This window comes from Chitinophaga sp. OAE865, from assembly GCF_040546735.1.
In the GTDB taxonomy this organism is placed as follows: domain Bacteria; phylum Bacteroidota; class Bacteroidia; order Chitinophagales; family Chitinophagaceae; genus Chitinophaga; species Chitinophaga polysaccharea_A.
Genome location: NZ_JBEPOF010000001.1, coordinates 1,573,953 through 1,587,926, shown reverse-complemented (window position 1 = coordinate 1,587,926; position 13,974 = coordinate 1,573,953). Strand labels below are relative to the sequence as shown.

Annotated in this window: 12 protein-coding genes; 1 reads left to right on the top strand and 11 read right to left on the bottom strand. The window is 47.5% G+C overall.

Annotated features, from left to right (window positions below; all coding sequences use genetic code 11):
- The first annotated feature begins 132 nt into the window (after window positions 1-132).
- Window positions 133-969: a CvfB family protein gene (locus ABIE50_RS06670; RefSeq protein ID WP_142683901.1), complete on the top strand. Its 837-nt coding sequence runs from the start codon at window positions 133-135 to the stop codon at window positions 967-969.
- A gap of 46 nt (window positions 970-1,015) precedes the next feature.
- Here ABIE50_RS06670 and ABIE50_RS06665 read toward each other — a convergent pair whose 3' ends face one another.
- The 11 genes from ABIE50_RS06665 to ABIE50_RS06615 all read right to left on the bottom strand — a co-directional run bounded on the left by ABIE50_RS06665 (window position 1,016) and on the right by ABIE50_RS06615 (window position 13,974).
- Complete coding sequence (locus tag ABIE50_RS06665) at window positions 1,016-2,473, bottom strand: hybrid sensor histidine kinase/response regulator (RefSeq protein WP_209866660.1); 1,458 nt, start codon at window positions 2,471-2,473, stop codon at window positions 1,016-1,018.
- 50 nt (window positions 2,474-2,523) lie between these two features.
- Window positions 2,524-3,945, bottom strand: coding sequence for a DHA2 family efflux MFS transporter permease subunit (locus ABIE50_RS06660; RefSeq protein WP_209866658.1), 1,422 nt, complete (start codon window positions 3,943-3,945; stop codon window positions 2,524-2,526).
- Window positions 3,942-4,289: a damage-inducible protein D gene (locus ABIE50_RS06655; protein ID WP_142683904.1), complete on the bottom strand. Its 348-nt coding sequence runs from the start codon at window positions 4,287-4,289 to the stop codon at window positions 3,942-3,944. Before ABIE50_RS06655 ends, ABIE50_RS06660 begins: the two co-directional genes overlap by 4 nt.
- Window positions 4,282-5,235 carry a DnaJ C-terminal domain-containing protein gene (locus ABIE50_RS06650; RefSeq protein WP_209866655.1) on the bottom strand — a complete coding sequence of 318 codons (954 nt, stop codon included), beginning with the start codon at window positions 5,233-5,235 and terminating at the stop codon, window positions 4,282-4,284. The genes ABIE50_RS06655 and ABIE50_RS06650 overlap by 8 nt, the downstream gene beginning before the upstream one ends.
- Before the next feature lie 125 nt (window positions 5,236-5,360).
- Window positions 5,361-5,513: a glutaminase gene (locus ABIE50_RS06645; protein ID WP_209866653.1), complete on the bottom strand. Its 153-nt coding sequence runs from the start codon at window positions 5,511-5,513 to the stop codon at window positions 5,361-5,363.
- 135 nt (window positions 5,514-5,648) lie between these two features.
- Window positions 5,649-5,987, bottom strand: a complete 339-nt coding sequence (locus ABIE50_RS06640) for a DUF6686 family protein (RefSeq protein ID WP_209866651.1) — start codon at window positions 5,985-5,987, stop codon at window positions 5,649-5,651.
- A gap of 473 nt (window positions 5,988-6,460) precedes the next feature.
- On the bottom strand, window positions 6,461-8,053 hold the full coding sequence (locus ABIE50_RS06635) for a RagB/SusD family nutrient uptake outer membrane protein (protein ID WP_209866650.1): 1,593 nt from the start codon (window positions 8,051-8,053) through the stop codon (window positions 6,461-6,463).
- Window positions 8,054-8,077: 24 nt separating this feature from the next.
- Window positions 8,078-11,293 carry a SusC/RagA family TonB-linked outer membrane protein gene (locus ABIE50_RS06630; protein ID WP_209866648.1) on the bottom strand — a complete coding sequence of 1,072 codons (3,216 nt, stop codon included), beginning with the start codon at window positions 11,291-11,293 and terminating at the stop codon, window positions 8,078-8,080.
- A 37-nt stretch (window positions 11,294-11,330) separates the two neighbouring features.
- Window positions 11,331-12,278 (bottom strand): FecR family protein, encoded by a 948-nt coding sequence (locus tag ABIE50_RS06625; protein WP_209866647.1) that lies wholly within the window; start codon window positions 12,276-12,278, stop codon window positions 11,331-11,333.
- A 91-nt stretch (window positions 12,279-12,369) separates the two neighbouring features.
- On the bottom strand, window positions 12,370-12,924 hold the full coding sequence (locus ABIE50_RS06620; protein WP_209866645.1) for an RNA polymerase sigma factor: 555 nt from the start codon (window positions 12,922-12,924) through the stop codon (window positions 12,370-12,372).
- Between the two features lie 195 nt (window positions 12,925-13,119).
- Complete coding sequence (locus ABIE50_RS06615; RefSeq protein WP_209866644.1) at window positions 13,120-13,974, bottom strand: DUF4249 domain-containing protein; 855 nt, start codon at window positions 13,972-13,974, stop codon at window positions 13,120-13,122.

Genomic DNA, 13,974 nt, shown 5'->3' with positions numbered 1-13,974 from the left:
GTTGGTTTAGACCGGATACCCGGGAATTACAAGGATTGCCTGATATCTGGTGTTTGCAAAAGTAAGCAGAATATGATTCCCGTAATCCGGCAATCTATAAGTAACTTGCAGCCGGACAATTAATCGTTTTTTATGATAAAGGTGGGTGAATACAACCTGTTAAGGGTAAAAAAAGAAGCTGATTTTGGGGTATACCTCGAAGGCGTGGACCAGGAAATCCTGCTGCCGGCAAGGTTTGTGCCTCATGGTACCCGTGTGGGTGATGAACTGGAAGTATTTCTTTACCACGATTCTGAAAACCGGCTGATTGCCACTACCCAGCGCCCGTACGGGATTGCAGGGGACATTGTGATGCTGAAAGCAGTGAGTGTTACCAAACAGGGCGCTTTCCTGGATTGGGGATTGATGAAAGACCTCTTTGTGGCGTCGTCGCAGCAGCTCACCCGCATGGTGCCCGGGCAGGAATACCTGGTGAAAATATATATCGATGAGCTGACCGGCCGCATTGCTGCTACAGAAAAAATTGACCGTTACCTCAGCAATGAAAACCTTACCGTAAAGGAAAAAGATCAGGTAAACATGGTGGTATACCGCCGCACAGATATCGGGTACGTGGTGATCATCAACAATCAGCATACAGGGATACTGCATCACAGCGATATATTCCGCCCTATGGAAACAGGCGAAAAATTAACAGGCTTTATCCGACAGATCAAAGATAATAAAATAGATGTGATTGCCGGTAAACCCGGGTTTAATAAAGTGGAAGATGAATCGGAAAAAATCCTTCGCCTGCTGCAGGAAAATAACGGCTACCTGCCGTATCATGATAAATCCTCCCCGGAAGAGATACAGGAGTTTTTTGGTATGAGCAAGAAAACATTCAAAATGACGATCGGCAACCTGTATAAACAACGGAAGATCGTGTTTACACAAACAGGTATTAAGTCGGAAGAAGAAGATATATAAATAGCTGCAGCCGGTAGATACTTCTGCGTATTTGCCGGCTGCAACATTACTCGCTCTCGTTCGCCCCCGCTATCGGGAAGCTCATCAGGAAGCTGGTTCCCTCTCCCAATTCGCTGTCCACAGCAATGGTGCCCTTGTGCTGAAGTATAATATTCTGGGTAGCGGTTAGTCCAAGCCCTGTTCCCTTTGTTTTATTGGTAAAAAATGGCTCAAACAGTTTAGCCAGGTTCTGTGGGGAAATACCGCTACCGTTATCGGCTATACGAACGAATACCTTTTCGGTATCCTGCCATGTTTTAATACCGAGCTTTCCTTCCCCCGCTTTCATTGCTTCAATACCATTGATGATAATATTCAGGAAAGCAATGAGGATCTTGTCTTCATCTGCCAGGATCATACAATCCGGTTCACATATTTCCTTAGTCACCGTAACAGCATTCAGCTGCAACCTGTCTGCCGCAAGGTCCAGCGCCTTTTCCACCAGCGTGTTCAGGCCAAGTGGCACCATATTCAGCTCAGACATGCGTGTCGACTGGAGCAGTTCTGTTACCAGCTGGTTGATACGGTGGCAGTTGCGCTCCATGATGTCCAGGTACAGCGCGGCATCTTCTGTTTCAGCCACTGGTTCTGTTTTCAGCTGGGAAACTGCCAGCAGGATATTGGTGAGCGGATTGCGCACTTCATGTGCAATAAGCCGTGCAATGCGGCCGGTAATCACAAATTTTTCCTGTTGCTGCTTTTCTCTTTCTTTCCTTTTACGGGCTGTAATATCCTGGATGATGCACAGGTATAATTGTTTTTTCTCATCCAGCAATGAGGCGTTGATCATTACATCCAGCTGCTGCCCTGATTTACTGCGGAATACATACTCCTTTTGCACCACTCCTCCTTCCCCGCAAAGCTGATCCAGGAAATCACTGATTACCCCCTGGTCTGCAAACAGGCCACGGAGATGGGTGTTATACAGCTCCGTTTCTTCATATTTCAGCACGTTAAGGGCTGCCGGGTTGGCAGCTACTATCTTGTGCTCACAGTCTGCCAGCAGGATTAGATCGTTGGATTTTTCGAAGATGCTGAAATACCGTTTCTCGCTTTTTTCGATTGTCTGCAGATGGCTGAATTTATCGAGCGTATAACGGATGGCCCTCTCCAGCAGGGCCGCATTGATCTCGCTTTTTACCAGGTAATCGGATGCACCTGCCTGCATGGCTTCCTTATCTATAAGATAATCGCCTTTGCCTGTAAATAAAATAACGGGGGCTTTATATCCCAGGTTGCGGAAATGATGCAACACATCAATACCTGTGTAGGCACCAAGACGGTAATCAACCAGGTATAGATCATGCGCCCGGGCTTCAATTGCCAGCAAGCCTTCTTTATACGAAGAAACCCACTGTAAAACGTATTGATCGGGTGAAATGTCCTGTAATAAAGCGTTTACAAGGAAAAAGTCATCTTCATCATCATCGATCATCAATATGTGCTTCTTACCATTTATTGCCATAAGTGCCGGAAAAGTTAACCTATCTCCACCAATAATCATGCACTAAAGTATCAGGTATCAATATGAGTGTCCATATCTTTCAACACCACATTCCTGCGGGGCAGGAACCAGGCGGGGATCAGGGTTATCAGTAATATAAAAAGGGAAATATGAAAACCCTGCTTCAGGGCAAGATGATGCGCGTAATGCCCTTCCTGTCCTGCCAGCACATGTTTATTATAGGCAGCCTGGGTAACAATGGCCAGTACGGCAATACCAATGGCCCCGCCTACCTGCTGCATCAAAGTACTGACAGAAGAAGCCATGGTTACCTCGCTTGGCCGCACGGCGCTCAATGTAGCGGCATTCAGCGGGGCAAGTAAAAGCCCCATACCAAAGCCTCTCACCGTCATGGCAATGATCACTGCGGTAAGGTTGCTTCCTTTATCCAATAAGGCAAACAGGTACATGGACACAGCCAGCAGGGCTATTCCCAGCATGGATATTTCCCGGGAGCCATGTTTATCAGACCAGCGTCCTGCGAAAGGCATCATGGCGGCCATAAATACAGAGTTAGGTAATATCAGCAGGCCGGACATTCCCTCAGAAAAGCCCATCTGCTCCTGCAACAGGAAGGGCATAAGAAATAACCCGCCATACAGTGCAGCAGCCCGCGATATAGTAACAAGGATACAACTCACAAAAGAATAATTGGCGAACAGATTAAGGTTGATGATCGGCTCTTTTTTATGTTTATCTATCCAGATAAAAAAAGCAAGCGCTATTACTGCCACACCCAGAGTGGCCAGTATCCCGGGAGAGGTAATGCCTACTACCTCCGCCCGCGCCACTCCATACTGCAGGCAAACCAGGAAGATGGTAAGCGCTACAAACCCCGTAAGATCAAAAGGCAGTTTCAGCCTGGGTTGCTTCCGCAGCACACCCAGGTAACGGAAAGCCAGCGCCACAGTAAGGATCCCGATAGGAAGATTAATATAAAAAATAGAGGGCCAGCCGAATTTTTCAGTGAGGATTCCTCCCAGCGTTGGGCCTATAGCCGGACCTACCAGGTTGCCGAGGCCCCACCATCCCAGCACTGTCCCCCGCACCCTGGCGGGGAACACATAGGAAATGATGGCCATAGAAGTGGGCGCCATGGCCCCGCCTCCCAGGGCCTGAACCACTCTTGCAGTAAGCAGGGAATCCAGGCTGGTAGACAAGGCGCACATTAAAGACCCTAAGGTAAAAAGGGAAATGGCGCCAATATAGAGATTAAAAAAGCCGATCCTGTTCTTCAGCCAGTTGGTAAGCGGCATCAATATGGAAAAGCTCAGCATGTATACGGTAATTACCCATTCAATTTCGTCGAGCGTACAGTTGAACTGCTTACTCATAACGGGAAGGGATATATTAACGATGCTCGAGTCTATCCCTGCCATAGTAGTGCCCATTATCACCACTATGAGGATGCCTGTCCGGTTGATGTCTCTCATACCCGGTCTTTCATCATAAATATCAGCTGGGCTTTCGCCACAAAAGGATTCAGTGGGTTACAGTTGATCATGAACAGGTAGGTAGCCAGTTCAGACAGCTGCCAGTCGGTGGTTAGCTCACCGTCCCTGAAGCAGTATACTTTTTTGAAATTATAGTCCACCGGTATGTTCAGGGCGGCACAGGCATGCATGGCCCTGTCAAGCGGTTCCTGTTCCATACCCGATTGCCCGTATCCCAGTTCCTGCATAATTTCGCTGGCGGTATACAGCAGGCGTGGATTATTAAGTTGTGAGATTCTTTCGGTGGAAATCACTTCTTCCAGATAATCAAAAAGTTTAAGCATGACCATTCTCATTTAATTGTGAAAGTTGCTGAAACAATTCTTTTTCCTTGTCGGAAAGTTTCGACGGAATATGTACGACTGCCTTAATATATAGATCCCCTGCGGGTCCGCTGTTGTCGTAAGCAGGCATCCCTTTGCCTTTTAAACGGAAAACCTTGCCACTGTCTGTTCCTGCCGGGATATTCATGTTCAGGGATGCGCCCGGTGTATTGACGGTTAGCTTGCCTCCCAGTACAGCTGTATACAAAGGCACTGCCAAATCTGTATAAATATCTTTCCCTTTCAGTTCATACTGCGGATTTGCTGACAGTTGAATGGTAATGAGCAGGTCGCCATTTTCACCGCCTTTACGACCGGGATGCCCTTTTCCTTTTAAGCGGATCACCTGGCCCTCATACAGTCCGGGTTTCAGCTTAATATTGAGCCTGCTGCCCCCTACTTCCACTTGCCGGGTTGCGCCGGTGTATGCATCTTCCAGGGATACTTCCATTGTTGCCTGTACATCACGGCCCCTGCCCGGCCCCTGTTGCTGCCGGCGGCCACCACCCCCTGAAAACCGGCTGCCAAAAAGCTGTTCAAAGAAATCGGAAAAATTGCCTTCCCCGCCGCCGAACATATCGTTCATGTCGCCGCTGCCATAGGAGTATGTGCGGCGCTGTCCGCCGCCACCACCGAACTGCGACCAGTCATAATCTTCCGGCCGGCCCCCGTGCTGCTCATAATATTTATAATTTTCCCCGAACTGGTCATACTTCTTCCGCTTCTCGGGATCGCTCAGCACTTCGTAGGCTTCATTGATCTCTTTGAATTTGTCTTCAGCAGCTTTATCACCGGGATTCTTGTCGGGGTGATATTTTACCGCCAGTTTACGGTAGGCTTTCTTAATCTGTTCAGCTGTTGCCGCTTTCTCTACTCCCAGTATCTTATAATAATCCTTTACGTCCATAGCTCTAAAACATGTTAAAGTGATAACTTGTTTTATGAATTTACGAATTAACGGGGAAAAAGTAATTGGTGAACAGCCCCGGCAGTACGGGCGCTGTTCACCAATTACCTTTCCAGTGATATGGACTATTTTCCGGCGTAAATGTTGGCGTTCAGTTTATCGGAAATATACTGGATGGCTTTCTGCGCCCTTACGCTGTTGCCCTGTCTTATCCTGGGAGATGAAAATACAGCAATAGCGTATTTACCGGGCACCATGCCGGCGGAGCCCAATGTCATCACGGCACAGGTGCATGCATATGCCTGCCGGTCTTTTTAATTCGTCCGGATATGCTGCACGCGCTGCGTGAAATATTTGGAAGAAAATCCGGTGAGGAAACCGCTTTCACGGAAAGAAGGCGGCGGCTTTCATCATTAACCTGCAGATTCGCATCCGGAGGAAGTTTCCAGGATATTGTAAGCATCGATCAATGCCTGTACCTCCGCTGTTATATTTGCCAGCGCAGTAATTTCAGCGGGAGTTACCAGCATCATTACATGATCGGCCGGCAGGGGCAAACAAATCATCTTTTCGTTTTCTGACGCATGATAATGATCTTCTGATAAGCGGCCGACCATTTTTTTGAAGCACTCAAACTCAGTGATATCAAGGTTAACAACCGTGGTGCCAAAGGCCAACTGGATACCTTTGCAATGCGGGCAGCGGATTACATATCCTGCAGCACCGTGGTATAATGTCTGGTAATTACACATGGGCTATGGGTTTGTGCCTCCAGCGGCCGGTTCAGGGCCGCTGTCAGGACTTAAATTCATCACTCTTTACCTCTGAAAATGGAGGTAGCAAACAACGGATGCATAAACTATATACAGCTAATAACTCCGGGGTATTATTACATCTCACAAAAATATAGCAGGAAATCGGGGTAGAATGATCGGATCAGGAAAACGACTTACGCAAAAGGGAAAATCGTCTCCGGCGGTTGTCCTGGAACACTGATTTTGATGATTTTGATGATTTCGCCGATTTTATTCTTTTGTGTTGTAATAGTTAAGAGGCTGTATCATAACTAACTTAATGGGTGTGAGAATCGCATATACGACAATTTGCTCCACCCAGTACCCGAGTAAAATCGGGTAAAAGTTATTTATGATACAGCCTCCTGGTTTTTATAAAAAATCGGCGAAATCATCAAAATCAGTGTTCTAAGACAATCGCCGAAGGCGGCTTAGTAGCCCGCATTCTGCACCAGCTTGGGGTTCAGCGTTATTTCATCTACCGGAATTGGATAAATGCGGTGCAGGGTATTGGCATCTTTTTTAAAGCCCCAGGTGCCTTCAAAAGCACCGAAACGGATCATGTCATTCCTGCGCCACGCTTCCCAGGCCATTTCCCGGGCGCGCTCTTCCAGCAGGCTGTTGAGGTTGATACCACTTACCTGCGGGGCATGCGCACGGGTACGGATCTTGTTCACCAATACATCAGCATCCTGCATTTCTCCATTTACAGCAGTGGCTGCGGCGCCTCTCAGGATGGCTTCCGCTTTCATCAGCAACACATCTGCCAGCCTGAAAACGGGCACATCATTATTGGAGTTCCGTTCGGAAGGCTCGGTATTTTTATCAGGATAATATTTGATGGATCTTACCCCGGCCGCCTTAGCCAGTTCATCATTCCCGATATCCATAGAAGAATCCACCCGCAGCACCATCTCTTTTGAAAAGGAAAGCTGCCAGTTTATCTTTTTATCCGGTTCAGGCCCGGTGTACTTATCGTTCAGACCTTTGTTAGTAGTGCTAATCATAATAGGCGACCCATCGGGATTAAACTGTGGTCCTTCCAGCCAGGTATTATTGCGTACATCATCGGTTAAATTGAACTTTTCATAGAAGGAACCAATAGTGCTCATGGCAATACTGGGGCGGAAGGGCAGGGAATACTTCACCACCAGGTTAGGATGCAGACCAAAGCGGGAGAACTGGTTGCCTTTGATCACGTTTCCATCATAGGGAATAGCAAAAATGGTTTCAGTGATTTTAGGCCCGTTATCCGGCATAAAAATGCTGGCGTAATCAGCATCCAGCGTATATTTCTTACCAACAAGAATACTATCTGCCATGGCTACGGTTTCAGTATATCTTGGTTTGCCGGTGTACACAACTGAATTAAGGTATAATTTTTCCAGCAGTGCAAAAGCGAACCATTTGGTAGGCTTGGAATAGGTAACCTGTCCTGTTTCAGCTCTCAGCAATGGTAATACATCTTTCAGTTCTTTCTCTATAAAATCAAACACCTGCTCACGGGTCGATTGTTCCGGTGGCGTAGGATCTCCAAAGGTAGTAATGATGGGTACTTTGGCGTACAGGTCCATCAGGTAGAAATAATATAAGGCACGCATTGCTTTTGCTTCTGCTATGGCTCGTGGTTTAGAATCGCTGTCGGGTGCCTTTTCAAAAAGCGTGATAATGCGGTTGCAGGTATTTACGCCGCCAAAAGCCCATTGCCATACATTTTTCACGGTGATATGGTCCTGTGTCCAGGAATGCCGGTGCAGCTGCATATACACACCACCATCCACATAGTTACCGCCGCGTGCGGGGATAATTGCCTCATCGGTCGACAGTTCCTGCATACGCCAGTAATCCACCGCATAACCGCTGCTGAGCTGCGTATAAATAGGCCCGGAGGCGGAGATGAATGCATCCGCCGTAGTAGGAAAATTTTCTTTTATGTATTCGGATTCCACATCCACATCCAGCTTGGTACATGCTGAAAGTAACGTAAAACCAATTGTCATTCCAGTGATAAAAATATTTTTCATGTAGCTGTTTTTAACCGTCAGTTTTTAGAATGTTGCATTTAAGCCAAAGAGGAAAGAACGGGTCTTTGGATAAAAATTGCTGTTGTCAATGCCAGGTGTAAGTCCGCCCATATTGATTTCCGGATCAATGCCCGAATAGTTCGTGATCACGAAAAGGTTATTACCGGTAACGTATAAACGCAGTTTACGGATATACTTGTTTTCCATTGGAATACTGTAACCAATGGTAGCATTATCCAGCCGCAGGTAAGAACCGTTTTCCAGGAACCGGGAAGAAATAAAAGAGGCTTTGGTATCATTGGGCGATTCGCCCTGTGAATACTGCGGGATATTGATGCTTCCTGCCTCATTAGGTGCATTCAGGTTGGCCAGGGTGGCGTTCAGTATCTTGTTGCCCGATACGCCGCGCAAAAAGATATTGGCATCAAAATTACGCCAGGTAAAGCTGTTGCTCCAGCCATAAGTGAAAGCAGGTTGTGCATCTCCGCTGTATACACGGTCGGTGGAAGCAGGGTCGGTGATCACGTTTCCTTTGGAGCCCTGGTACTGCGACAATCCATCGGCATTTTTACCGAGGTACTGCCACAGGTAGAATGAGCCCAGTGCATAACCGGCTTCTACCCGTTGTGATTTATTGCCGGATTGCCCGCGACCGCCCAGTTCAGCAGTTTCAAGGTATTTTACGGAGAAGATATCGTTGGAGAGAGATAATACCCTGTTTTTGTTATGTGCAATGTTGGCGGAGGAAGTCCATGTAAAATGCGCTGTTTTCACCGGTACTGCATTCACCTGCAGCTCAATGCCTTTATTACTCATAGATCCTACGTTGGCCAGCATGGTAGGAACAAAATACTGTGTAGTAGGCACGTTGTAGGAATAGATCAGGTCCGTGGTGCGCTTGTCATAAACATCTAAAGACAGTCCCAGTCGGCCTTTCAGTGTACTGAAGTCGATCCCGATATTCGCCATACCTGTGCGTTCCCACTTCAGGTCCGGGTTATCATTCTGTACCGGGCCGATCCCATTTATCAGTTTACCATCGTTATAGAATTTTCCGGTGATGTCATACCGGAGAATAGCGATCAGCGGATCAAACCCGAGGGAGTTACCGGTAACGCCATAGCCTGCACGAAGTTTCAGGTCATCTACCCAGGAAGCACCGGATAGGAAGCTTTCCTTATTGATTTTCCATGCGCCGGATATAGCGGGAAAATAGCCCCAGCGATTATTGGCGCCAAAGGCAGAAGAGCCGTCCCTTCTCACAGAAGCGGTGAGGAGATATTTTTCATTGTACTGGTAATTGGCTCTTGCATAGAAAGAGATAAAGCGCAGCGTCTGGATACGGGTAGTGCCAAAATTGGGCAGGAATCCATCTACAGGGCTTCCCAGTCCGAGGTTATCGCCTTGTGTAGCGTCTGATACAAATCCCTGGTTGGAGGTCTGAAACCCGTCGCCACGGCGGTCTTCCTGCCAGGAGTAACCGGCCAGTAAGCGCAGATCATGTTTCCCGGTGAGCAGGTCGTAGTTAAAATAAGTTTCCAGTACTTTCCTTGAATTCGTATAGGCGCTGCGGGTAGCCCTTCCTTTAACGCCCTGTGCGAGGCCGGATGCACGGTTGTTATAAATATCGCGGTTGATCTGTTCATCCTGCATGGATACGTTCAGGGTATAACGCAATCCTGGCAATAGTTTCAGTTCAGCGCGGGCATTTCCCAGCATGATCTTGTTTTTGGTACGGTCGCTGTTATTATCTATCAGCGACACAGGGTTCAGATAGTTGCGGGTACGTGAAAAATCTTCCTTATAAGTGCCGTCCGGGTTGAATATATTCACGGTAGGCATATAGTTCAGCATGTTCATAAACACCAGCTCAGGGATCTGGTTCTGTGTGCTTAAACTGTTGCTGATAGATAGGTTCAGTTTTAACAGGTCGTTGAAAGCACGCTGTTCCAGGTTGGCTCTTACGTTTAGCCGTTCCAGTGACGACGTTTTCATGATACCATTATTCTGCAGGTAGTTCACGCTTCCGTCGAATACCGTTTTTTCGTTGCCGCCTCCGAAGGAGATGTTGTGGCTGTGCGACAAGCCATTGCGGGTTACCAGTTTTTGCCAGTTGTTGTTGGCTTTATCGTCGTATGCAGGTGTGATCGTTTTTCCATTGTCCTGCAGGTATTTGGTAAGCTCACTGCTCGACATCATGCCAATGGAATTGGAGATACGTTCGCTGGCTACATAGGCATTGTAACTGATCCAGCTTTGGCCGGGCTTTGCGCGGCGGGTGGTGATCATGATCACGCCATTGGCAGCGCGGGCGCCGTAAATAGCCGTGGAGGCTGCATCTTTCAGCACATCCATCGATACAATGTCTGAAGGCGATACCAATTGAATATTGGCGCCGGGAACACCATCAATTACATAGAAAGGCTGCTGCGCCTCTCCTTCACGGAAAGTAGAAGGACCGCGCAGGATCACCGCTGGCGTGGCATTAGGATCACCGCTGCGGGTAATATTAAGGCCGGGCACTTTTCCCTGCAGCAACTGCTCCGGTGAGCTGAACACACCGGTGTTGAAATTCTCTGCGCCCACATGCGACACCGCGCCGGTAAGATCACCTTTGGTAGTAGAGCCATATCCTACTACCACTACGCTGCTTAGCAGGCTGGCATCTGATTTCAGTTTAACAGCCACCCGTTGCTGCCCGTTTAAAATTATACGGGTAGATTTATATCCAAGGGAAGTAAATAGCAGGGTATCGCCGGTATTATCAGCCTGCAGGGTAAAAGCCCCGTTGGGATCAGTGATACTGCCCTGTGTATTTCCTTTTACCATTACGCTTACACCTGGTAAGCCCACACCGGTTTCTTCATCGGATACCTTACCGGTGATAGTGGTTTTACTCTTTTCTTTTTTAATGATGTATACGCCTTCCGTTGCGGAGAACTGGAAACCGCTTCCTTTCAGTAAAGCACGCAGCACTTCCTCTATTGGCTGTGAACGGAAGTCCTGTGTTTTCACCGACAGGTTCTTTAATAAAGCTGCGTCGTACACAATATCGGCGCCGCTTTGTTGCTGCAGCAGTTTCAGCGCATCTGCAAGCGGGCCTGCATTAATGTGCAGCTCCTGCACAGTGGCCGTTTTCTGCTGGGACATGACGCTACCGCATAGCGACAGCATAAGCGCTACAAGAAAAATCTGTTTCACAGAGCTTCTTGTACGCAAGTGAGTACTACGTACATTCATAAACGGATGTTTTAATTTCAGTTCAGGGAATAAATATTTATTGGTCTATAGAGTAATTTCCTGCGCCGGCAGATGTTATTTTCAGCTGATGATCCGTAAGATCTTCCAGTACATTTATGATCTGCGTAATCGTTAAGTGCATATTGAGCGATCCGCTAATTTGCCTGTCAACAGGCCTTTTAACGTGGAACTTCACCGGGTAATAATTTTCAAGTAACATTAAGACATCCTCCACCGGCATATTATCGAACACAATTTTATCCTGCTTCCAGCCATTGATATCCGGCGAAGATACCGACAGCCTGGAGAAAGTATAGTTATTCCTGTTAACCTGCAACAGCTGATTAGCGGTTAAGATGCCCATTACCTGGCCATCTTTGTGAACGCTCACTTTCCCGGTGCTCACACCTATTTCCAGCAACTGCTGAGGATAGGCCCTGATATGGAACGAGGTGCCCAGTACCTGCACCTGTAAACTGTCGGTAATAACGCTGAACGGGTGGCCCGGAGCCGGTGCTATATCAAAAAAAGCTTCTCCTGTTACCAGCTGCACCTGCCGGTCGCCCGTAAAATGATCGGGATATTTCAGTATGGCATTGGCCCCCAGCCAGATACAGCTACTGTCCGGCAGCAACAACATTTTCTTTTCCCCTATGGCCGTATGCAATTCCAGCCATGCTACTTTTTGTGCTGCCCTGTTATTCATTACCCACCAGCCGCCTATGCCCATTACGAGCAATACAGCCGCAGCAACGGCTATTTTCCTCCACAGGGTATGGATAGTAGCAGGTTGACCTGTACGCTCTTTTATGACCTTTAAAATGCTGCGGCGCAGCTGTTCCCTGCTGCGTGCATCCTGCTCATTTACCGGACCGGCATCTTCCGCCAGTACATCCAGCCAGCTGTCAAGCAAATGCTCTTCTTCCGGGGTAGCTTTGCTATCCAGGTATTTGCTGATGAGTGCATTTATTTTTGATCGGATCAAGGTGTGGTGTTTTATAACTAAGTTCCACAAACCACCCTTTTTAACTATTGGGATTAACGGCTTAACATTATGGTAACACGGGAGGAGAAAATCATAGGAACATTAACAGGCGGTTCAGCAACGGCCGGGCTTTCTTATAGGCATTTCCCAGCTGGTTACGTACCGTTTGCTCGGCCGTACCATGCATCATGGCTATTTCCCTGATGCTCAGCTCATCAAAATGGTACCACTCAAATACCTGTCTTTCTTTTTCAGGTAAATGCTGAAGATCCTGCTGCAACTGGTTCAGGATGTCTTTATGGATCAGGGTATTAAGAGTAAGCTCTGAGCGCAGCTCGCTATGGGTAACAAATTTTTCCAGGTGCTTTTCCTTTAATCCGTCATCGCGGAACTTACGGAGGATCTGCTTCCTCACAGCGCTAAACAGGTAATAACGGACATGGGTATGCAGCTCCAGCTGCTGCCGGCGCTCCCAGATACTGGTGAACAAGTCCTGTATGATGTCCCGTGCATCCTCTTCACTACCTGTTACTTTAGCTGCATAGGCATACAGTTCTTCCCAGTAAGTATTGAAAATCAGCTCAAATAGTTTAAAATCACCAGTACGTAGCCGATGAATAAGATCAACGGGGAATTGTTCAGGCATACAAAAATATATATCCTAAAAATAGGGAGGTTTTTAAAAGAAAAAACGGGGTAACAAAAATATAGCGAAGTATTAATATAAGGGAAGAAAACGCTTAAAGCATACTTCTTTCCATAAACAAAGAAGCCTTTTACCGTGATATTATCTTATTTACAAATATCATTGGAAGAAGGGGGCTTTATTTTTAACCGGCTGTTACTCTATTTTAAACACCATCTTCCGGGTATTGATGCCTCCTACAATACCATAGCCATTTGTAACATTACTGAACACCCTTACAGGCGAACCGGTAATAACATTACCGGATTCCCGCTGGGCGAAGAGTGTATTGAGATACTGGTAAGTGCCATAGGTAAGCGCACTTACTTCCACTGTCATTTCACCGGCATTTATGATAGGCTCCACTGTTTGCAAAACAAAGGTTACCTGTTTTCCATTAAAGCGTTTATCATTCATGATAAGGCTGTTGTAATTGTCTTTGGAGAAGAAATCGGCCAGGCTGTTATTGAAGGCGGGGTCCAGCCTGAACAACAGGAATGTACCCCGCCCGGTGGCGGCATCGGTCATATAGATCCTTACCCGGTAGTAATCCGCTGAGGAGGGATGATCTTTCAAGGTAAACTCTACCCGGCTGCTGCCGCGCTGTGCGCCGGCATTATAGGCCAGTGGCGCCGCCGGCAGGGTATCGGCGCCCGTTACCGGCTGCAGGCCCGGAGCCGTTACCGCTACCTTGTATTGCAGCCCCAGCACCGCTTTCCGGTCCGACACATAATAAGAAAGTCCTTTTATTACCTGTGTTTGCAGGGGCCATGCAGACTCATCACCGGCCGTAAGGGTCACAGCGGCGCCGGGAATATCTTTATACCCGTCATCGTCATACACACTGGAAGGCACGCTGCGCGTTACACGGATATACACCACGCTATCCGGTTGTATCAACGTGTTCACTACAATTTTATCGCCTTCATAAGGCAAACTGATCTCTTCCCTTTTTTCACATGCGCTTAACAGCATGGATAACCCGATCGCACCTACGAAAAACTGCTTCAT